This window comes from Corynebacterium provencense (genome assembly GCA_900049755.1).
In the GTDB taxonomy this organism is placed as follows: Bacteria; Actinomycetota; Actinomycetes; order Mycobacteriales; family Mycobacteriaceae; genus Corynebacterium; species Corynebacterium neomassiliense.
In genome coordinates this window covers 1,233,683-1,254,512 of the sequence record LT160593.1, presented here as the reverse complement: position 1 = coordinate 1,254,512, position 20,830 = coordinate 1,233,683, and the positions used below count along the sequence as shown (strand labels likewise).

17 protein-coding genes are annotated in these 20,830 nt (G+C 66.7%); 15 read left to right on the top strand and 2 right to left on the bottom strand.

Annotated elements, in window-relative coordinates; translation table 11 throughout:
* Positions 1 to 3: 3 nt before the first annotated feature.
* Positions 4 to 753: an MBL fold metallo-hydrolase gene (locus tag BN3906_RS12065; protein ID WP_066588782.1), complete on the bottom strand. Its 750-nt coding sequence runs from the start codon at positions 751 to 753 to the stop codon at positions 4 to 6.
* Between the two features lie 286 nt (positions 754 to 1,039).
* On the opposite strand from BN3906_RS12065, the gene uvrA reads away from it, so the two are divergent.
* Positions 1,040 to 3,904, top strand: a complete 2,865-nt coding sequence (uvrA, locus tag BN3906_RS12060) for an excinuclease ABC subunit UvrA (RefSeq protein ID WP_066588780.1) — start codon at positions 1,040 to 1,042, stop codon at positions 3,902 to 3,904.
* 35 nt (positions 3,905 to 3,939) lie between these two features.
* Here the strand turns inward: uvrA and BN3906_RS12055 are convergent, their stop codons facing one another.
* Positions 3,940 to 5,880 (bottom strand): hypothetical protein, encoded by a 1,941-nt coding sequence (locus tag BN3906_RS12055; RefSeq protein ID WP_066588778.1) that lies wholly within the window; start codon positions 5,878 to 5,880, stop codon positions 3,940 to 3,942.
* Between the two features lie 370 nt (positions 5,881 to 6,250).
* On the opposite strand from BN3906_RS12055, the gene infC reads away from it, so the two are divergent.
* From infC to argH, 14 genes are all read left to right on the top strand, one after another.
* Complete coding sequence (infC, locus tag BN3906_RS12050) at positions 6,251 to 6,772, top strand: translation initiation factor IF-3 (protein ID WP_078057418.1); 522 nt, start codon at positions 6,251 to 6,253, stop codon at positions 6,770 to 6,772.
* Positions 6,773 to 6,832: 60 nt separating this feature from the next.
* A complete protein-coding gene (gene rpmI / locus BN3906_RS12045; protein WP_066588773.1) occupies positions 6,833 to 7,027 on the top strand; it encodes a 50S ribosomal protein L35 in 195 nt (64 codons plus the stop codon).
* A 58-nt stretch (positions 7,028 to 7,085) separates the two neighbouring features.
* Positions 7,086 to 7,469 (top strand): 50S ribosomal protein L20, encoded by a 384-nt coding sequence (rplT, locus tag BN3906_RS12040; RefSeq protein ID WP_066588769.1) that lies wholly within the window; start codon positions 7,086 to 7,088, stop codon positions 7,467 to 7,469.
* A 102-nt stretch (positions 7,470 to 7,571) separates the two neighbouring features.
* Positions 7,572 to 8,507: a TrmH family RNA methyltransferase gene (locus BN3906_RS12035; protein ID WP_078057417.1), complete on the top strand. Its 936-nt coding sequence runs from the start codon at positions 7,572 to 7,574 to the stop codon at positions 8,505 to 8,507.
* A gap of 100 nt (positions 8,508 to 8,607) precedes the next feature.
* Positions 8,608 to 9,630, top strand: coding sequence for a phenylalanine--tRNA ligase subunit alpha (pheS, locus tag BN3906_RS12030; RefSeq protein WP_066589942.1), 1,023 nt, complete (start codon positions 8,608 to 8,610; stop codon positions 9,628 to 9,630).
* A gap of 110 nt (positions 9,631 to 9,740) precedes the next feature.
* Entirely contained in the window at positions 9,741 to 12,317 is a 2,577-nt protein-coding gene (gene pheT / locus BN3906_RS12025) for a phenylalanine--tRNA ligase subunit beta (RefSeq protein ID WP_066588765.1), read from the top strand.
* Positions 12,318 to 12,388: 71 nt separating this feature from the next.
* On the top strand, positions 12,389 to 13,411 hold the full coding sequence (gene argC, locus BN3906_RS12020; RefSeq protein WP_066588761.1) for an N-acetyl-gamma-glutamyl-phosphate reductase: 1,023 nt from the start codon (positions 12,389 to 12,391) through the stop codon (positions 13,409 to 13,411).
* Positions 13,412 to 13,458: 47 nt separating this feature from the next.
* On the top strand, positions 13,459 to 14,637 hold the full coding sequence (argJ, locus tag BN3906_RS12015) for a bifunctional glutamate N-acetyltransferase/amino-acid acetyltransferase ArgJ (protein ID WP_066589940.1): 1,179 nt from the start codon (positions 13,459 to 13,461) through the stop codon (positions 14,635 to 14,637).
* An 18-nt stretch (positions 14,638 to 14,655) separates the two neighbouring features.
* On the top strand, positions 14,656 to 15,591 hold the full coding sequence (gene argB, locus BN3906_RS12010; RefSeq protein ID WP_066588753.1) for an acetylglutamate kinase: 936 nt from the start codon (positions 14,656 to 14,658) through the stop codon (positions 15,589 to 15,591).
* Positions 15,584 to 16,756 carry an acetylornithine transaminase gene (locus BN3906_RS12005; RefSeq protein WP_066588750.1) on the top strand — a complete coding sequence of 391 codons (1,173 nt, stop codon included), beginning with the start codon at positions 15,584 to 15,586 and terminating at the stop codon, positions 16,754 to 16,756. Before argB ends, BN3906_RS12005 begins: the two co-directional genes overlap by 8 nt.
* A gap of 8 nt (positions 16,757 to 16,764) precedes the next feature.
* Positions 16,765 to 17,673 carry an ornithine carbamoyltransferase gene (gene argF / locus BN3906_RS12000; protein WP_066589938.1) on the top strand — a complete coding sequence of 303 codons (909 nt, stop codon included), beginning with the start codon at positions 16,765 to 16,767 and terminating at the stop codon, positions 17,671 to 17,673.
* A complete protein-coding gene (gene argR, locus BN3906_RS11995) occupies positions 17,658 to 18,188 on the top strand; it encodes an arginine repressor (RefSeq protein ID WP_066588747.1) in 531 nt (176 codons plus the stop codon). The genes argF and argR overlap by 16 nt, the downstream gene beginning before the upstream one ends.
* A 41-nt stretch (positions 18,189 to 18,229) precedes the next feature.
* Positions 18,230 to 19,432, top strand: a complete 1,203-nt coding sequence (locus BN3906_RS11990) for an argininosuccinate synthase (protein WP_066588744.1) — start codon at positions 18,230 to 18,232, stop codon at positions 19,430 to 19,432.
* Positions 19,433 to 19,449: 17 nt separating this feature from the next.
* Positions 19,450 to 20,830 (top strand): argininosuccinate lyase (gene argH, locus BN3906_RS11985; RefSeq protein ID WP_066588742.1); only part of this gene is annotated, 1,381 nt, incomplete at its 3' end.

Genomic DNA, 20,830 nt, shown 5'->3' with positions numbered 1-20,830 from the left:
GCGTCACCATCCCCGGTCGCGCCACTCGTCCAGGTGTGGACGTTCGGCGCCGAGGGTGGTGTCGTCTCCGTGGCCGGGGTGGACCGCGGTGGTGTCCGGGTATCGGAAGCATCGCGAGGTCACATCACCGAGCAGGAGTCTGAAGTCCTCCGGGGAGGCGGTGTTGCCCACGCCACCGGGGAAGAGACTGTCTCCGGTGAACAGATGGGCGGGACCGTCATCGGTCGGCAGGTACAGGGCCAGCCCGCCGGGGGTGTGTCCGCGCAACAGGACGACCAGCATACCCAGTTCGCCGAGCGCCGGCGACGCCGGGGCGAGGGGTTCTCCGGCGTCGCCCTCCGGTGAACGGGGGTCTCCCCAGGTGCGGTCCGACGGTGAAGGCAGGGCGGGCGCGTCGGGTCCGGCGGAGTGGTGGCGCGCCCCGGTCGCCGCGAGAACCTCCGCAAGCGCCCTGACATGGTCGGAGTGCCGGTGGGTCGTCAGGACGTCGGTGATCGTCACCCCGAGTTGCTCTGCGAGGGAGAGGAGATGGGTGGCGTCATCGGCGGCGTCGATGAGCAGGGCGTCCCCGCCGGCGGTGATGAGGTAGCAGTTGTTGTCCATGTCGCCGACCGTGGTCTTGACGAGGGTGACGGGAATCTCCCCGACACTCCCGGAGCAGGTCACGGACAGGCTGTGGGCCTCGCGGGGCCCGGAGAGGTGGCTGAAAGTTCCGGTCCCCGGGCGGGCGGTGGCGTCATCTGAGGTGATCATGGTTCCACCCTAAGCGACTGCCGGGACTGCAGTGTCCGGGGAGGACGCCGCACCCGGGAGACGCCGGAGGACTTCCGGTGACGTCAGGGGGGACAGTTGTCGAGTAGGTGTTCGATATCGGGGACGGAAATGACGTAGACTTCACGAAGAACACGACTGCACCGGTCGGTTGAGGGGCTGTGCGAACAGTCACCGCCGCTACCGGAGGCGCGGGGCGGTGCGGACACCCGCAGACACGTCCCGGGCATGACGACGACTGGAAACCGAGAAGATCAGGAGTTCACCGGTGGCTGAGATCCTCACCGTGCGCGGTGCCCGCGAGCACAACCTCAAAGGTGTCGACATTGACCTGCCCCGCGACCGGATGATCGTCTTCACCGGTCTGTCAGGCTCAGGGAAGTCCTCCCTCGCGTTCGACACCATCTTCGCCGAGGGACAACGCCGGTACGTGGAGTCATTGTCCTCCTACGCGCGCCAGTTCCTCGGCCAGATGGACAAGCCGGACGTGGATCTCATCGAGGGCCTGTCCCCGGCGGTGTCGATCGACCAGAAGTCGACGAACCGTAACCCGCGTTCGACGGTCGGCACGATCACCGAGATCCACGACTACCTCCGGCTCCTTTTCGCCAGGACCGGCGTGGCACACTGCCCCGAGTGCGGCGCCAGGATCGAACGACAGACGCCGCAGCAGATCGTCGACCAGGTCCTGGACATGGAGGAGGGGCTGAAGTTCCAGGTGCTCGCGCCGGTGGTCCGGACCCGGAAAGGGGAGTTCGTCGACCTGTTCGAGGATCTTGCCTCCCAGGGGTACGCAAGGGTCCTCGTGGACGGGGAAACCTACCGTCTGACTGACCCCCCGCAGCTGGAGAAACAGGTCAAGCATGACATCGACGTCATCGTCGACCGGCTCCAGGTCAAGGCCTCCCAGAAACAGCGGCTCACCGAGTCGGTGGAGACCGCCCTCGGGCTGGCGGACGGCCGGGTCATCATCGATTTCGTGGGGCTCCCGGAGGACGACAGCAACAGGCGGCGGAGATTCTCCGAGAATATGGCCTGCCCCAACGGGCACGCCTTGGCCATCGATGAGCTGGAACCCAGAAGTTTCTCCTTCAACAGTCCCTACGGTGCCTGCCCGGCATGTGACGGTCTCGGCACGAAACTGGAGGTGGACGAGGAGCTGGTCATACCGGACACGGACGCTCCCCTGGTCGGTGCAGTCGCGCCGTGGGCCTCCAGCCCGAACCACAGGTACTTCGACAAACTGTTGACCGCGTTGGCGGACAATCTCGGGATATCTCCGCAGACGAAGTGGTCTGAGCTGGGGAAAAAAGAAAAGAAGGCGGTCCTGGAGGGACATCCGCAGGAGATCACCGTGCGTTACCGGAACCGGTACGGCCGGTCGCGGCAGTATTCGGCACCGTTCGAGGGCGTCCTCCCGTACCTCCACCGCAAGATCGATCAGGCGGAGAGTGAAAACCAGAAGGAGCGGTACCTCGGCTACATGCGCGAGGTTCCGTGCCCGGCATGTGGAGGTACCCGCCTGCGGCCCGAGATCCTGCGGGTCACCGTGGATTCCGCGCAGGGGGAGAAGTCGATCGCCGATGTGTCGGCGATGAGCATCGAGGACGCCAGTTCATTCCTCGACAGTCTCACCCTCAACGCCAGGGACGAGATGATCGCCGGGCGGGTGCTCAAGGAGATCCAGGCCAGACTGAGGTTCCTCATCGATGTCGGTCTGAACTACCTGTCGATGTCCCGGGCTGCGGGCACCCTGTCCGGCGGAGAGGCCCAGAGAATCCGGCTCGCCACACAGATCGGTTCGGGGCTGGCCGGGGTGCTCTACGTGCTCGATGAACCGTCGATCGGTCTGCACCAGCGGGACAACACCCGCCTGATCGCCACTCTGGAACACCTCCGTGACATCGGCAACACCCTGATCGTCGTCGAGCATGACGAGGAGACGATCCGGAACGCTGACTGGCTGGTCGACATCGGCCCCCGCGCCGGCGAATACGGTGGTCATGTCGTCTACCAGGGGAAACCCGCCGGAATTCTGGACTGTGAGGAGTCGATAACCGGGCAGTACCTGTCGGGGCGACGGGTCCTCGCCGTGCCTGACCACCGCAGGGAAGTCGACCCGGAGCGGGTGATCACAGTTCACGGGGCCACCGAGAACAATCTGGCGGACATCACCGTTGATTTCCCCCTCGGCGTCCTGACCTGCGTCACCGGGGTCTCCGGTTCGGGCAAGTCCAGTCTCGTCAACGGTGTGCTGGCCCGGGTGCTGGCCAACCGGCTCAACGGTGCACGTCAGGTCCCCGGCCACCACCGTAAGGTGACGGGGCTGGAGCAGCTCGACAAACTGGTCCGCGTCGACCAGAGTCCCATCGGAAGGACGCCACGGTCCAACCCCGCGACATACACCGGAGTCTTCGACAAGATCCGGGCCCTTTTCGCCGAGACGGCGGAGGCGAAGGTCCGAGGTTACAAGGCCGGAAGGTTCAGCTTCAATGTCAAGGGCGGCCGGTGCGAGGCATGCCACGGTGACGGGACGCTGAAGATCGAGATGAACTTCCTCCCCGACGTCTACGTCCCCTGCGAGGTCTGTCACGGTGCCCGGTACAACCGGGAGACACTCGAGGTCAGGTACAAGGGGAAGACCATCGCGGAGGTCCTCGACATGCCCATCAGCGAGGCCGCCGATTTTTTCGCGCCGGTCACCTCGATTTCCCGGTATCTCGACACCCTCGTCGACGTGGGACTGGGCTATGTCCGGCTGGGGCAGGCGGCGACGACCCTGTCCGGTGGTGAGGCGCAGAGAGTGAAACTTGCCAGTGAGCTGCAGAAGCGGTCCAACGGCAGGACAATCTACATCCTCGACGAGCCGACCACCGGACTGCATTTCGAGGACATCCGCAAGCTCATGCTTGTCATCCAGGGACTGGTTGCCAAAGGCAACACCGTCCTGGTCATCGAACACAACCTGGACGTCATCAAGGCGGCGGACTGGGTGATCGACATGGGCCCGGAGGGTGGTGCCGGTGGTGGCACTGTGGTGGCGCAGGGGACACCCGAAGATGTCGCCGGGGTGGAAGAGTCCCACACGGGAAGGTACCTGAGGGACCTGCTCCCGGCCCTGCACACCGCCTGAAACCGGATCGACAGGGGACGGGACTCAGATCGGGTTCAGCTCGCCGGTGATGCCGGAGGAGTGTGTTCCTGTTCTGCCCGCCGCCCGCCGCGTTCCCGGAACGCGGCGCAGACGAGGAGTATCAGGCCGCAGAGGATGAATGCCGCCACCTGGATCAGACCGTCGAGTGTGGAGAGATCGAAGAGGACGAGTTTCGCCGTCGCCAGGGCGGTCACCCCCAGGCCGGCGGTGGCGTCCACCCGGGTCAGCAGGTACACCCCGGTGAGCATCCACAGGACGGACACTGTGAGGTGGCCGACCATGAACGATGTTCCGGTGTCGGTGAGGGTGCGTGCGATGAGGGGAAGTGCAGAGGACCCGGCGACAAGCAGAACACCGGCGACGACGGCAGCGGACGTCTGTGTCAGGTGCAGCGGAATCGCCCGGCCGAGTACCAACCCCGCGAGGGGAAGGTAGAGCAGGGCGGGGAGCCACGTGAACTCCCCGACGTAGCCGGCGGCAGGGTCCCAGGCGGGGATCAGGAGGGGGACAGACACGAGGAGTGTCCACACACCGAGGACCCTGTAGAGGGCGGACGGAAGAGGTGGGGTGAACCACATCATCGCCGCAAGCAGAGCAATGAGCAGCAGTGGCCACCAGAACTGCGCGGTACTGACGTAGAGGACCGTCAGTGCCAGCGTGGTCGCCGCTGTCCCTGTGCAGAAACCGGTTCTCATGCTGTCGGCGACAGCAGCGGGAACCTGGGGCAGGGGAGGTGGAGGCCAGCCGGGATACGGTGGGAGCCCCGGCGTCGCGGGGGCGGGCGCAGGAGGGGGAGCCGGCGTACCGACTGCGGGGGCGGGCAGGTAGGCAGGTGGGTGGCCCTGTGCGTTGTCTCGTGAGCGGCCGGGTGTCGGTGCGGGCAGCCGTCCGCTCAGGTCAGCAGGGGCCTGCGAAGGTGGGTAGCCGGGGTAGAAGACGGGAACGCCCGGGGCGCGGCGAGCGGGCCCGACAGGGCGGGCGGGGGCAGTGAGTGCATCCCGGTGGGTGAGCTCCCGGGCGACAGGCACCGCGCAGGTGAGGACGGCGACCCCGAGCGCACACCAGGCTGCGGCCGGAATCCCGCCGGTCCCCCTGCCGACGGGGTCCGGGTCCGGGTACAGCAGCAGGGCGGCGACCGGAACCGCCGAAGCCGGGATCCAGCGCGTGAGGAGAGAAGCGACGACGGCCGTGGACGCCGAACCGTACTTTCCTGTCACCCCGGCCAGTGCGACGACACCGACCCCCGTGATCGCCGCCGCAGTCGTGACAACCGTCGCACCGGTGAGCGAAATACCCAGCGGGGCATAAGAGATCCCCGTCATGAAGACCACTGCAGCGACGGCATCGACGGCGATCCACGCGCGACGTAGAGCACTTGTCCATCCGGCCAGTCCAAGCAGGAGGAGACCTCCGGCGCCCGCGACGGAGTGACTGCCTTCCAGGGCGATCACGGATGTGAGGATGGTGAGGGACGGGACACCTGCGGCGAGCAGGACGGCGGCGAGCCACTGACGGTCCCACACGCGGGCGATTCCGAGTGCCAGAACGGCAGCTGCTGTCGTCAACGAAGCGGCGGTACCTGTGCTGAACCACTGGAGCCCGAGGGCCATGATCATGATGACCGCGTAGAGCCCCAGCACACCGGCGGTCAGCACGGCAGGGGCCACGGGGCCCTGCGGAGCCCTGACGTGGACTGCGAGGGCGGCACCGGTGAGTGTCAGTGACAGAACCGTGACCATGACCACGGCGACATCTGCCTCGATCCACTGCTGGTCGACTGCCTGGACAGTGAGGAAAACCAGGCCGATCACGAGAAAGGTCGCGCCCAGCCAGGAGATGGCCCCGGTGACGGCGTCTCTGGTGGCAGGGGGCTCGGGCGGAGATCCGGGTTCTCTGTCACGATCTCTGTCCCCGGGCCCCCCGGGCCGTCCCCGGGTGCCGTCGTTTGAGTTCATGAGGCAAAGTTACCTGAAAGACAGGTAAGCGGTCCATGGTCCGTCGTGTCGTCCCGCCCACACCGTCCATGCGGGGGAAGTCGGGGAGACGGGGGCGGTTTGGTCTGTCCTGATACGGCTGCTACACTCCTGGTTACTACCGCCTGTCATCTCTGGCAGGCTGCAAGTGGAGCATCTCCCACCTGGAACCGCCGCGAGGAAGGGTCCGGGTCATATCAGCTGTTGCTCCGTCGTCTGTGGTGGACGGCGGACCACAACTGTCTGACGTGCGGCGTCGGTGACACCGTGGGGGATCCATGGGGACGTGTCACGTCCGCACACACTCGCAGTACGCGGTACACGTTTCTACCACTGCTACTGAGGAGTTCTCATCAGCGCTCAAGCTCGCATCAACGACCGGATTCGCGTTCCCGAGGTTCGGCTCGTCGGACCGGGTGGCGAACAGGTCGGTATCGTCCGAATCGACGATGCACGCAAGCTGGCCTATGACGCCGACCTTGACCTCGTCGAAGTTGCCCCGAACGCCAAGCCGCCCGTGTGCAAGATCATGGACTACGGCAAGTTCAAGTACGAACAGGACCAGAAGGCCCGCGAGGCCCGTAAGAACCAGCAGCAGACCGTGGTCAAGGAACAGAAGTTCCGCCCGAAGATCAGCGACAACGACTACGAGACCAAGAAGGGTAACGTCGTCAGGTTCCTGGAGAAGGGGTCCAAGGTCAAGGTGACCATCATGTTCCGTGGTCGGGAGCAGTCCCGTCCGGAACTCGGTTTCCGGCTGCTGGAACGTCTGGCCGAGGACGTCAAGGACTACGGCGTCATCGAGACCCGAGCAAAGCAGGACGGACGCAACATGACGATGGTGCTGGGCCCGGTCCGCAAGGGCAAGAAGTAGCCTTCCGCCACGCCACCCGTGCCCAACGGTACGGGCGCAACGAGAATTTAAGGATCCACGATGAAGCAGAAGACCCACAAGGGCACCGCCAAGCGCATCAAGGTCACCGGTTCCGGCAAGCTCCGTCGCGAGCAGGCCAACCGCCGCCACCTTCTCGAGGGCAAGCCCTCCACCCGCACCCGTCGCCTGAAGGGCACCACCGACGTGTCCGGTGACGACACCAAGCGCATCAAGCGACTTCTGGGCAAGGCCTGAGAGCGCCTGCACCCCCTGAACCCGACTACCGTCAATTAGTTTGTAAAGGACGTCCATCATGGCACGTGTCAAGCGCTCTGTGAACGCTAAGAAGAAGCGCCGCGAAATCCTCAACGAGGCTTCCGGCTACCGGGGCCAGCGTTCCCGCCTCTACCGCAAGGCCAAGGAGCAGGTCCTCCACTCGAAGACCTACGCCTTCCGCGACCGTCGCGCCCGCAAGGGTGAATTCCGTAAGCTCTGGATCCAGCGCATCAACGCCGCCGCCCGGGCCAACGACATCACCTACAACCGTCTCATCCAGGGTCTGCGACTCGCCGGCATCGAAGTTGACCGGAAGAACCTTGCGGAGCTCGCAGTCTCCGACCAGGCCGCTTTCGCCGCTCTCGTCGCCGCCGCGAAGGCAGCCCTCCCCGAGGACGTCAACGCTGCAGTCGCCAAGTAGCGACTCAGAGACGTCCGCACCCGGACGCCACGCCCGACCGCACCGGCCCGTTCCCACGGGCGGTGCGGTTTTCGCGTCCGGGGGCCCGATAGACTCGAGCACATGACCGACAGCCCGTCCTCACCCTCGTCCGCGACCCGCCCTCCGGTTCCGGGGTCCCCGGCGTCCCCCCTCTGCCGGGACTGGCGCAGCCGCACCGGTGACGAACCGTTCACGGAGCGCACCCCCCGGATCGTCTCCGCAGCCAAGCTCCACCGGGCGGCGGCACGCCGGAAGGCCGGAAGGTTCCTCGCCGAGGGGTCGAATGCCGTGACCTCGGCCCTGAGCTACGGAACAGTGGTCGAGGTCTTCGCCACGGAAGACGCACTCGCGTCCTTCGGGGAGGAACTCGACAGCTTCGAGGGCGACGGAGACGGAGGCGTCCGCGTGCATCTCATCACTGACCGGGCAGCCCACGCCCTCAGCGAGTCGGTGACGACCACCGGCCTGTTCGCACTGTGCGCGTCACAGCTTGTCGACCTCGGGGAGGTCCTGGACCGCGGCGACCGGGCCGGTGACGGGAGCGTCCTCGCGGTCGCGGTGGAGACATCCGAGCCGGGGAACGCAGGTGCCCTCATCCGGGTCGCGGACGCCACCGGTGCCGTGGGCGTCATTTTCGCGGGGGAGACCGTGGACCCGCAGGGGGGTAAGGCGGTCCGGTCATCGGCGGGCTCCCTCTTCCACCTTCCTGTGGCGAGGTCCACCGGCGTGCCGGAAGTCATCGACAGGCTCCACGACCACGGTTACCTGGTCCTGGCGACCTCGGGGGACGGCGATGTGACCCTGGACGAGGCTTCGGTTTCGACGGACGGCGCGCAGCCTCTTCTCCGGCAGAAGATCGCCTGGCTGTTCGGCAACGAGGCCCACGGTCTGGGGGACTGGCAGGACCTGGCCGACATCCGGGTGCAGATCCCCATGCACGGCCGGGCAGAGTCCTTCAACCTCGTCACCGCCGCGGCTGTCTGTCTCTACGAGACCGGACGTGTCGCCCGGGTGTGAACGGCCGGCCTCCGGGTTGCTAGGATTGTCTTCCGGCTGTTGACCATTTTCAAGGACTATCGACGAGCGTGAGGTGCAGCAGGTGGCTGACGGGGTAGACATGAGCGAAGCAGGCCTGGCGGCCGCAGCGGACGCGGCGGTCCAGGCATTCGCCGGGGCGACCGACCTGGACCAGCTTCCTGAACTGCGGCGGGCACACCTGGGGGACGACGCACCCGTGCCGGCGGCGCGCCGCAGTCTCGGCAGTCTGCCCAAAGAGGAGAGGAAGGACGCGGGAAGGCTGGTCAACCAGGCCCGCGGCCGGATCGAGAAAGCCTACAACCAGGCGAAGATCCGCCTCGAGGAGAAGCGCAACGCCGAAGTGCTCGCAGCGGAGCGCATCGACGTGACGATGCCGACGACCCGTGGTCAGCGGGGCGCCCAGCATCCGATCACGATCCTCTCGGAGCAGATCGCCGACATCTTCACCGGGATGGGCTGGGAGATCGCCGACGGACCGGAGATCGAGGCTGAGTACTACAATTTCGATTCCCTCAACTTCCTGCCGGACCACCCGGCGCGTACGCTCCAGGACACTTTCCATGTCGCACCGGAGAACTCCCGTCAGGTCCTCCGCACCCACACTTCACCAGTGCAGATGCGGACCATGCTCTCCCGTGAGGTGCCCATCTACATCGCGTGCCCCGGCAGGGTCTTCCGCACCGATGAACTGGACGCCACCCACACCCCGGTCTTCCACCAGGTCGAGGGTCTGGCCGTCGACCGGGGGCTCACCATGGCCCATCTGAAAGGCACCCTGGACCATCTCGCCCGAGTGCTGTTCGGTGAGGACGCCAGGACCCGTATCCGGCCCAACTACTTCCCGTTCACCGAGCCCTCGGCTGAGGTTGACGTGTGGTTCCCCGACAAGAAGGGGGGAGCTGGTTGGATTGAATGGGGTGGTTGCGGAATGGTGAACCCGAATGTCCTCACCGCAGCGGGAATTGACCCGGAGGAGTACTCCGGGTTCGCGTTCGGGATGGGCATCGAGCGCACCCTGCAGTTCCGTAACGGGCTTCCGGACATGCGTGACATGGTGGAAGGTGACGTGAGGTTCACCGAGCCTTTCGGCATACGGGGCTGAGAGGCGGTCTCCTCCCTGACCGCCCCTCCACCGCCATCCACCTCCCGTTGTTCCCCGACTGTTTTTCTCCCGCCCCTTCCCCCATTTCTCAAGGAACCGAGTAACACCCCATGCTGATTTCCCAGGACTGGCTCACCCGTCTGCTCCGGACCTCCACCGCGCCTTTCTCCGTCACGAGCGAGGAGATGGACGCCGGATTCGTCCGGGTCGGTTTCGAGACCGAGGGTTTCAGGCACATCGAGAGATCCACCGGGCCCGTCGTCTTCGGCAGGGTCGTGGACTTCGAGGAGCTGGAAGGTTTCAAGAAGCCGATCCGGTACTGCGAGGTCGACGTCGCTGACGCGAACGGTACCGGCGAGCCGCAGCACATCATCTGCGGTGCGAGGAACTTCCGGAAGGGGGACACTGTCGTGGTGTCCCTGCCGGGGGCTGTACTGCCGGGTGGTTTCGAGATCGCGGCCAGGAAGACCTACGGCAAGGTGTCCGAGGGGATGATGTGCTCTGCCGCGGAGCTGGGGCTGGCCTCGGTGCAGACGGCGGGGATCATCGCTCTGCGGGGTGCGGAGGCCGCTGACCCCCGGATCGTGGTCGGGCAGGACGCCCGGGGCTTCCTCGGTCTCGATGACACGGTGTTCGAGGTCAACATCACCCCGGACCGGGGATATGCGCTGTCCGCCCGTGGGCTCGCCAGGGAGCTTGCCAGCTCTTTCGGCCTGACCTACCGGGATCCGGCCCTGGATCCGGCGGCGGCGGCACTGCCGACAGATCTTCTCGCGGGACTGCCATCGTCGTCGGCCCCCGGTGCCCTTCCTGCCGTGACGGTGGACCCGGACACGAAGGCGTCGCGGTTCGGCATCCGTGGGGTCACGGGCATCGATCCGACGGTGGAGTCCCCGTACTGGATGCAGCGTGAACTGCTCCTGTGCGGTCAGCGTCCGGTCAATGCAGCCACCGACGTCACCAACTACGTGATGTTCCTCCTCGGGCAGCCCATGCACGCGTTCGACGCCGGGCGGATCACCGGTGACCTCCACCTCCGTCGTGCCGCGGCGGGAGAGAAGCTCACCACCCTGGACGGGGTGGAGCGGACCTTGTCGCAGGAGGATGTCGTCATCTGCGACGCGACCGGTATCCAGTCGCTCGCCGGTGTGATGGGAGGGTCCACCTCGGAGATCACACCGGACACCACCGACGTCTACTTCGAGGCCGCGCACTTCGACCAGATCACCGTGGCGAGGACGTCACGGCGTCACAGGCTGTCGTCGGAGGCGTCCCGCAGGTTCGAGCGCGGGACTGATCCCGCTACGGTGGAGGCTGCACTGGATTTCGCGGTCGCCCTGCTCAGCCGTATCGCCGGCGGGACGGTGATGCCCGGGTCGACGATCGTCGGCGGTGTTCCGGAGATGCCCGTCATTGCGATGCACACCTCGGCACCCGGACGGACCGCGGGGATGGTCTACCCCTCCGGCACCACGGTCGGGCGTCTCACCGAAGTCGGCTGCTCCGTGACCGCCACCGGCGAGCGGGACTCCAACGGTGCGATGGCGATCGAGGTGACGCCCCCGACGTGGAGACCCGATCTGACGATGCCGGCGGACCTGGTCGAGGAGGTCCTCCGGCTGGAGGGGCTCGACAAGATTCCTTCTGTGATCCCCACGGCCCCTGCGGGCAGGGGACTGACCCCCAGGCAGAGGATGCGCCGGGCGGTCGGGCATGCCCTGGCGTGGAACGGCTGGCTGGAGATCCTTCCGGGGCCCTTCATCCCCGACAACACCTTCGACGTGTGGGGGTTGGACGCCGATGACCCCCGCCGCAACGCGGTACGGGTCCTCAATCCCCTGGAGAGCGACGTCTCAACCATCGGGACGACTCTTCTGCCGTCGATGATCGACTCGCTGCGCCGTAACATCACCCGGGGACAGAAGGACCTCGGACTGTTCGGTGTGGAGCAGGTGACTCTGCCCACGGAGACCTCGGGTGTGTCTCCGATGCCGTCGACGTCGGGTCGTCCGTCCGAGGAGGAGATCGCGGCCCTGGCGGCGTCCCTTCCCCGGCAGCCGTTGCACGTGTCCGTCATCGCCGCCGGTGCCCGTGAACTCCAGGGAACCTGGGGCCCGGCCCGGCCCTACACCGCTGCGGACGCCTTTGAAGCGGCCAGGGTCATCGGCCGGGCGGCAGGGGTCGACGTCAGTCTGCGCAATGCCGCGTACCTGCCGTGGCATCCCGGTCGGTGCGCCGAGATCCTTGTCGAGGGCGATGACGGTCCCGTGGTCGTCGGACATGCCGGTGAGCTGCATCCCCAGGTGTGTGAACGGGCGGATCTTCCGCCGCGGACTGTCGCGCTGGAGATCGACCTGGATGCCGTACCTACGCGTCCCCGGTTCCCCCGGCCGGTTCTGTCACCGTTCCCTGCCCTCTACCAGGATGTCGCGGTGGTCGTCGACGAGACGACTCCGGCGGCAGATGTGGAGGCTGCTCTGGCGGAAGGCGCGGGAAGCCTGCTCGAGTCCCTCAGGCTGTTCGACGAGTACCGTTCCGACACCCTCGGTGAGGGTAAGCGATCCTTGACCTATTCGCTGCGGTTCCGGGCGCCGGACCGGACCCTTACCGAGGACGAGGCGTCCAGGGCGAGGGAGGCAGCTGTCGCCTCGGCGGCGCAGAAGGTCGGCGCGGTACTGCGGGCCTGACCCGCAGATTGCATAAAACTCGGAATAGTGCATAACTTGCGCTCTGCGGCCGCCGGGGGCATACTGACACGATGATTTCGATCGCAGTGGCCGGCGCCAGTGGATACGCCGGCGGAGAGGCACTCCGCCTGCTCCTCAGTCACCCCGGGTACAACCGGGACTTCACCATCGGAGCACTCACCGGGGCATCGAACTCCGGGGAACGCTTCGGTTCCCTGGTCCCCGGACTTCCGCAGCTCGCGGACCGCATCGTCGGAGACACGACCGCCGAAGTGCTGGCCGACCATGATGTCGCCGTCCTCGCACTTCCGCACGGGGTCTCCTCCTCCCTCGATCTGGGGGACACGAAGGTCCTCGACTGCGGGGCAGACCGCAGACTGGTCTCCAGGGAGGACTGGGACGCCTACTACGGCGGTCCCTGGCCGGGCAGCTGGCCCTACGGGATCCCCGAGCTTCCCGGTAACAGGGACATCCTGGCCCGCGCGACCGGCGTCGCCGTGCCCGGATGCTTCCCCACCGGGGCGACACTCGCGCTGCTGCCCGCCATGCACGCCGGACTGATGAGCCCGGCGGTCTCGGTCGTCTCCGTCACCGGCGTGACAGGGGCGGGAAAGAAGGCGACCGTGAGCATGCTCGGCGGCGAGACCATGTCCAACCTGCGGGCCTACAAGGTCGGCACCCACCGCCACACCCCCGAGATGGCGCAGAACATCCGTCGGGTGCTTCCCGAAGGCATGCACAGCGGTGACGTTCACGTGACCTTCACCCCGGTCCTCGCCCCCCTGCGACGGGGAATCCTCACCACCGTCACCGCCCGGGCACGCGGCACCGACACGGAGATCCGCGAAGCCTACCGGGACTTCTGCGCGGCCGAACCCTTCCTGCTGCTGCTCCCGGAGGGAGAGCAGCCGGAGGTCCGTAACGTGGTCGGGACGAACATGTGCCACCTGCAGGTCACCGTCACCGACGGGGTGGTGGTGGCCACCAGTGCGATCGACAACCTCACCAAGGGGACCGCGGGAGCTGCAGTGCAGTGCCTCAACATCATGCAGGGCTGGGACGAGACCGCAGGTCTTCCCATGTCAGGTCTGTGACCGGACAGGTGACCGACATGACAACCGCAACAGACGGAGCAGAGACAATGACAGAACAGACCACCGGAGTGACCGCAGCGTCGGGATTCCGGGCAGCAGCGACGACCGCGGGAATCAAGCCGTCCGGTAAACCGGACCTGGCCCTGGTCGTCAACGAAGGGCCCGAGTACACCGCAGCTGCAGTGTTCACCCGGAACAAGGTCTTCGCCTCACCGGTGAAGTACACCCGCGCGCACAACGACGGCACCTTCCGTGCCGTGATCCTCAATTCGGGCAACGCCAACGCCTGCAACGGTGCACAGGGTGACCGTGACGCCGAAGCCACCGCCGCGGCGGTGGGGGAGGCGCTCGGCGTCCCGGCGTCCGAGGTCGCGGTGTGTTCCACAGGTCTCATCGGAGACACACTCCCGATGGACAAGCTGCTGGCCGGGGTCGCCACGGTCACCACCGCGGTGAAGGAGCCTTCGGCGGGTTCCCGGGAGGCGGGTCTTGCGGCGGCGACCGCGATCATGACCACTGACACTGTCGTCAAGCAGGCGGTGTACCACGGTGACGGCTGGACGCTGGGAGGCATGGGCAAGGGTGTGGGCATGATGGCCCCGTCCCTGGCCACCATGCTGGTGGTGCTCACCACCGATGCGCATGTCGATGATCCGGCGCCCTACCTCAGCTCGGCGGTAGAGGTCACCTTCGACTGCATCGACATCGACGGTTCCACGTCCACGAATGACACCGTGATCCTCATGGCCAACGGGGCGTCGGGGGTCACCCCGTCGGAGGGGGAGTTCCGGGACGCGGTCCATCAGGTCTGCCTCGATCTCGCCCGCCAGCTCCAGGGGGACGCCGAGGGCGTGACCAAGCGCGTCACCGTGACCGTCACCGGCACAGCCACCGACGGGGACGCCAAGACAGCGGCACGTGTCCTGGGTCGTGACAACCTCTTCAAGTGCGCCATGTTCGGTTCGGACCCGAACTGGGGGAGGACGCTCGCAGCCGTGGGTATGGCCCCGGTGCCCATGGACGCGGAGAAGATCTCCGTCAGCTTCAACGGGCACCCCGTCTGCGTCGACGCCACCGGTGCACCGGGGGCACGTGACGTAGACCTCTCAGGACCGGACATCGACGTCCACGTGGACCTGGGCACCGGAGGTCCGGGGCATGCCACGGTCTGGACCACGGACCTCTCCCACGAGTACGTCCACATCAATTCCGCGTACAGCTCCTGAGCGGAAGGACAGGACCCCATGACTGAAACCGCACCAGAGAAGGTCGTCTACCGCGGCGTCACCGAGCTTTCGCCGGCGATCCGCGCAGACGTCCTCGCCGAAGCTCTGCCCTGGCTGCTGCACTACCGCGGGAAGATCGTCGTCGTGAAGTACGGCGGAAATGCGATGGTGGACGACGACCTCAAGGCCGCCTTCGCCGCCGACATGGCGTTTCTCCGCACCGTGGGCGCACACCCCATTGTCGTCCACGGCGGTGGACCCCAGATCACCGAAATGCTCGACAAGGTCGGGCTCGAGGGCCGGTTCATCGGGGGGCTGCGCTACACGACCCCGGAGACCATGGAGTACGTCCGCATGGTCCTGTTCGGGAAGGTCGGCCGTGAACTGGTCAACCTGATCAACCAGCACGGTCCTTTCGCTGTCGGCACCTCGGGTGAGGACGCCGGGCTCTTCACCGCGGTGAAGAAGAACGTCGTCGTCGACGGCGAGGAGATCGACCTCGGCCGGGTGGGGGACATCGCGCAGGTGGACGCCACAGCGCTGATGGACCTCATCGACGCCGGCCGGATCCCGGTCGTCGCACCGTTCGCCCCCGACGAAGACGGCAACGTGTACAACATCAACGCCGACACCGCGGCCGGTGCCCTTGCCGCCGCCGTCGGTGCCGAAAGGCTCGTCATCCTCACCAATGTCGAGGGGCTGTACACGGACTGGCCGGACAGGGGGTCACTGGTCTCGCGTATCGCGCCTGCTGAACTGGAGAAGATCCTCCCCGGTCTCGACGCCGGCATGATCCCCAAGATGGAGGCCTGCCTGTCCGCGGTGCGCACCGGTGTCTCCGCCGCCCACGTCATCGACGGACGTGAACGGCATTCCGTGATACTCGAACTCATGACTGAAGGCGGTATCGGAACGATGATCGCCCCTGACGACTGGGAGTCGCCCAATGCCTGACAACCGGACGAATGACTGGAAGACAGCCTGGGAGGCCGCGGTCATGCCGACCTACGGCACCCCGGCGATCGAACTTGTCTCGGGAAAGGGGTCCCGGGTCACGGATTCCGAGGGAAGAGAGTACATCGACCTGCTCGCCGGTATCGCCGTCAACGCCCTCGGTCACGCGCACCCCGCGGTGGTCAGGGCGGTGTCGGAGCAGATCGCGACCCTCGGCCACACCTCCAACATTTTCGCGCACCCCCAGGTCATCGCCCTGGCCAACAAGCTCCGCGGGCTCATCTCCCCGGACGCCCACGTGTTCTTCTCGAACTCCGGAGCGGAGGCCAACGAGGCTGCGTTCAAGACCGCCCGCCTGACCGGCAGGTCACGGATCCTCGCCGCCGAGCACGGTTTCCACGGCCGGACCATGGGATCACTGGCGATGACGGGGCAGCCCGGTAAGCGGGCCCCGTTCGAGCCCATGCCGGCCGGAGTGGAGTTCTACCCCTACGGTGACCTGGACGCCCTGCGCGAGCTCATCCTCGTCGCCCCGGACGACACCGCCGCGGTCATCCTCGAGTCCGTGCAGGGGGAGACCGGTGTGGTACCGGCCCCGGACGGGTTCCTCACCGGGGTCCGCGAACTCTGCGACGAGTTCGGCGTCCTCATGATCGTCGACGAGGTCCAGGCCGGCATGGGCAGGACCGGCCGGTGGTTCGGCTACCAGGTCGAGGACGTCCTCCCGGATGTCGTCACCCTGGCCAAGGGGCTCGGCGGTGGTCTCCCGATCGGAGCCTGTGTCGCCGCCACACCCGCCGGCCAGCTGCTGTCGGCGGGCCAGCACGGGTCCACGTTCGGCGGTAACCCGGTCTCCTGCGCCGCCGGCAATGCCGTGATCGACACCGTCATCGCGGAGAACATCCTCGACAACGTCAACCGGCAGGGGGAGTACCTGCGCACCGCCCTCGGCGACCTGGACGCCGTGGACCATGTCCGCGGACGTGGCCTGATGCTGGGGGTGGTCCTGAGGGAACCTCGCCCGGGTTTCACGGCCCGTGCACTGGAGGCAGGTCTCCTGCTCAACCAGCCGGCGGAGGATGTCCTCCGGCTCGTCCCGCCCCTGAACATCACCGACACCGACGTCCGTGAGGCCGTCGCCGTACTCAAGGAGCTGCTCAAGTGAACTCCCCCGTGGAATCCGCGCCCCACCACATCTTCGCCGACGATTCCTTGTCCGTCGCGGAACAGGCAGAGGTCCTGGAACTGGGCCTGGAGATGAAGCGCAACCCGATCCGGAAGAGCCTGGAGAACAGGTCGGTGGCGATCCTGTTCGACAAGACCTCCACCCGTACCCGTTTCTCCTTCGACGTCGGCGTCCACCAGCTCGGAGGGCACCCCATTGTCGTGGACTCCGGCAAGTCCCAGATGGGCAAGAAAGAGTCCTACCAGGACACCGGAGCGGTGCTGTCACGGTTCGTCGACGCGGTGGTCTGGCGCACCGGTGCCCACCAGAACCTCCACGACATGGCGGAGACCGCCACAGTTCCGATCGTGAATGCCCTGTGCGACGACTTCCACCCCTGCCAGATCCTCGCCGACCTCCTGACGATCAAGGAGAAGAAGGGGGACCTGCGCGGTGTGAAGGCGGTGTACCTGGGTGACGGCGCCAACAACATGGCGAACTCCTACATGCTCGGCTTCACCACCGCCGGGGTCGACATCACCATCGCCGCCCCGGAGGGTTTCCAGCCGGAGCAGCGGTTCATCGACCGGGCGAAGCTCCGCGCCGACGAGACCGGTGCGACCCTGCGGGTCATCGGGGAACCGGATGTCACCGGGGCAGATGTCGTCATCACCGACACGTGGGTGTCGATGGGGATGGACGCCGACCGTGACACCACCGCCCTGCGCCGCTTCCAGGTGGACGAGGCACTGATGTCCAACGCCGCCCCGGACGCGGTGTTCATGCACTGTCTGCCCGCCTACCGTGGATCAGAGGTCACCGCCGGCGTCATCGACGGACCCCGGTCCGTGGTCTTCGACGAAGCGGAGAACCGGCTGCACGCACAGAAGGCACTGCTCGAATGGCTGTTCCGCTGACCCGTTCCGCGCGGCAGGACCTCATCGCCAGGTTGATCGAGACCCACCGCATCCCCAGCCAGCGACACCTCCTTGAACGCCTCGAGGCGGAGGGGGTGGAGACGACCCAGGCGACGCTGTCCCGTGACCTGGTCGACCTCGGGGCGAGGAAGGTCCGCTCCGGTGGCCGCGCCTTCTATGCCCTGGGTTCACAGGAGAGCGAGTTCACCGCCGATGTTCCCGCGAAGCTGCGCCGGGTGCTCGGAGAGCTTCTCGTCGGTACGGACTGGTCCGGGAACACCGCTGTCCTGAGGACACCTCCGGGTGCCGCCCAGTACCTGGCCAGTGTCGTCGACAGGTCATCGCTCCCCGAGGTCGTCGGTACGCTGGCGGGCGACGACACGGTCTTCGTGCTCGCCAGGGAGCCGGCCGACGGCAGACGGCTGGCTGAACGACTGTCCCACCTTGCCCGGCCTCCTGCCGACCGTCCCTCCGGGGACCGGCCCTCCGGAAACCGGTCCGGCCCCACTCTGTAGAATTCCCCCGACAGAACATCCCTGAAAGGATCACGAAGATCATGACCGACCGCGTCGTACTCGCGTATTCCGGTGGCCTCGACACCACCGTCGCCATCCCCTACCTCAAGAAGATGACCGGTGGTGAGGTCGTCGCGGTCTCCATCGACCTCGGCCAGGGCGGCGAGGACATGGAGTCCGTGCGTCAGCGGGCCCTCGGCGCCGGTGCCGTCGAAGCCGTCGTCGTCGACGCACGCGACGAGTTCGCCGACAACTACTGCCTGCCCACCATCAAGGCCAACGGCATGTACATGAAGCAGTACCCGCTGGTCTCCGCCATTTCACGGCCGCTGATCGTCAAGCACCTCGTCGAGGCAGCCAAGGAGCACGGCGGCACCCACGTCGCCCACGGCTGCACCGGCAAGGGCAATGACCAGGTCCGGTTCGAGGTCGGATTCATGGACAACGCTCCCGACCTGAAGATCATCGCACCGGCCCGCGACTACGCGTGGACCCGCGACAAGGCCATCGCCTTCGCCGAGGAGAACAACGTCCCGATCGAGCAGTCGGCGTCCTCCCCGTTCTCCATCGACCAGAACGTCTGGGGCCGTGCCATCGAGACCGGCTACCTCGAGGACCTGTGGAACGCTCCGACGAAGGACATCTACGCCTACACGGAGGAGCCCTCCCTGGGCCAGGCCCCCGACGAGGTCGTGATCTCCTTCAGGGCCGGCAGGCCGGTGGCCATTGACGGACGTGAGGTCACAGTCCTCCAGGCCATCGAGGAGCTCAACCGCAGGGCGGGGGCACAGGGTGTCGGGCGCCTCGACATGGTCGAGGACCGGCTGGTCGGCATCAAGTCCCGTGAGATCTACGAGGCGCCCGGTGCGATCACCCTCATCACCGCCCATGAGGCGCTGGAGGACGTGACCCTTGAACGGGAGCTCGCCCGGTACAAGCGGGGCGTGGACGCGGAGTGGTCCAACCAGGTCTACGACGGTCTCTGGTTCTCCCCGCTGAAACGTTCGCTGGACGCCTTCATCGAGTCCACCCAGGAACACGTCACCGGTGACATCCGTCTGGTCCTCCACAACGGTTCGATCCAGGTCAACGGCCGGCGTTCGGAGGAGTCCCTGTACGACTTCAACCTCGCCACCTACGACACCGGTGACACCTTCGACCAGACCCTGTCCAAGGGCTTCGTGCAGCTTCACGGCCTGTCCTCGAAGATCGCGAACTCCCGCGACCGTCGCTTCAGCAAGTAAGGGAGCGGGACGGCAACATGACGGAGATCCAGAAGCACGCCACCAACCAGGGGGCCCTCTGGGGCGGCCGGTTCGCCGGCGGTCCCGCCGAGGCCATGGCGGCCCTGAGCAGGTCGACCCAGTTCGACTGGGTGCTCGCCCCGTACGATGTGCTGGCCTCGAAGGCGCACGCCAGGGTGCTGCACCGGGCCGGTCTGCTCACTGACGAGGACCTCGCGACCATGCTCGACGGGCTCACCCGCCTGGGTGAGGACGTGGCTTCCGGTGCTTTCGTCCCCGACCCGGATGACGAGGACGTCCACGGTGCAATGGAACGCGGACTGATCGAGAGGGTCGGGCCGGAGGTCGGCGGCCGACTGCGGGCCGGCCGGTCACGCAACGACCAGGTCGCCACGTTGTTCCGGATGTGGGTCCGGGACGCGGTCCGGGAAGTGACCGACGGGGTGCTCGACGTGGTCGACGCCCTGGTGTCGCAGGCCAGGTCGCACCCGGACACGATCATGCCGGGAAAGACCCACTTCCAGGCGGCGCAGCCGGTGCTGCTCCCGCATCAGCTGCTGGCTCACGCCCAGCCCCTGCTGCGTGACGTGCAACGGTTCAGGGATCTGGACCGTCGGCTGGCGGTGTCACCCTACGGTTCCGGTGCACTGGCGGGTTCCTCTCTCGCGCTCGACCCGGAGGCCATCGCCGCGGAGCTGGGCTTCGACTCCGCCGCCGACAATTCGATTGACGCGACGAGTTCCCGGGACTTCGCCGCGGAGACTTCCTATGTTCTCGCGCAGGTGGCCATCGACCTGTCCCGTCTCGCCGAGGAGATCATCGCCTGGGCGACCCCCGAGTTCGGGTACGTGACACTGGCGGATGAGTGGTCGACCGGATCGTCGATCATGCCGCAGAAAAAGAACCCCGATGTCGCCGAACTGATGAGGGGCAAGACCGGCCGGCTCATCGGTGACCACACGGGGCTGCTGGCCACCCTGAAGGCCCTGCCGTTGGCGTATGACCGTGATCTTCAGGAGGACAAGGAGCCGATTCTCGACGCCGTGACACAGCTGCACCTCCTGCTGCCTGCGATGAGCGGCCTGGTCTCAACCCTCACCTTCCACCCTGAGCGTCTGCGTGAGCTGGCCCCGGCCGGCTACACGCTGGCCACCGATCTGGCCGAGTGGATGGTCCGTCAGGGGGTGCCGTTCCGCGAGGCGCACGAGGCCTCGGGGCAGTGTGTCCGCATCGCCGAGACCAGGGGGGTCGGTCTGGCGGATCTCACGGACGAGGAGCTCGCAGGGGTGGATCCGCGGCTGACGCCCGAGGTCCGCTCCGTGCTCACTGTCGAGGGCGCGGTGGCGTCCCGGTCGACCCGCGGGGGGACCGCCGGTGTGAGGGTCGCCGAGCAGCTCG

What these genes read in the sequence shown, in the direction of transcription:
- BN3906_RS11990 (WP_066588744.1), top strand. Translation starts at nt 18,230, where the DNA reads ATGACCGACCGCGTCGTACTCGCGTATTCCGGTGGCCTCGACACCACC.
- argJ (WP_066589940.1), top strand. Translation starts at nt 13,459, where the DNA reads ATGACAGAACAGACCACCGGAGTGACCGCAGCGTCGGGATTCCGGGCA.
- BN3906_RS12005 (WP_066588750.1), top strand. Translation starts at nt 15,584, where the DNA reads ATGCCTGACAACCGGACGAATGACTGGAAGACAGCCTGGGAGGCCGCG.
- argC (WP_066588761.1), top strand. Translation starts at nt 12,389, where the DNA reads ATGATTTCGATCGCAGTGGCCGGCGCCAGTGGATACGCCGGCGGAGAG.
- pheT (WP_066588765.1), top strand. Translation starts at nt 9,741, where the DNA reads ATGCTGATTTCCCAGGACTGGCTCACCCGTCTGCTCCGGACCTCCACC.
- BN3906_RS12035 (WP_078057417.1), top strand. Translation starts at nt 7,572, where the DNA reads ATGACCGACAGCCCGTCCTCACCCTCGTCCGCGACCCGCCCTCCGGTT.
- rpmI (WP_066588773.1), top strand. Translation starts at nt 6,833, where the DNA reads ATGAAGCAGAAGACCCACAAGGGCACCGCCAAGCGCATCAAGGTCACC.
- rplT (WP_066588769.1), top strand. Translation starts at nt 7,086, where the DNA reads ATGGCACGTGTCAAGCGCTCTGTGAACGCTAAGAAGAAGCGCCGCGAA.
- BN3906_RS12065 (WP_066588782.1), bottom strand. Translation starts at nt 753, where the DNA reads ATGATCACCTCAGATGACGCCACCGCCCGCCCGGGGACCGGAACTTTC.
- argB (WP_066588753.1), top strand. Translation starts at nt 14,656, where the DNA reads ATGACTGAAACCGCACCAGAGAAGGTCGTCTACCGCGGCGTCACCGAG.
- pheS (WP_066589942.1), top strand. Translation starts at nt 8,608, where the DNA reads ATGAGCGAAGCAGGCCTGGCGGCCGCAGCGGACGCGGCGGTCCAGGCA.
- BN3906_RS12055 (WP_066588778.1), bottom strand. Translation starts at nt 5,880, where the DNA reads ATGAACTCAAACGACGGCACCCGGGGACGGCCCGGGGGGCCCGGGGAC.
- argR (WP_066588747.1), top strand. Translation starts at nt 17,658, where the DNA reads ATGGCTGTTCCGCTGACCCGTTCCGCGCGGCAGGACCTCATCGCCAGG.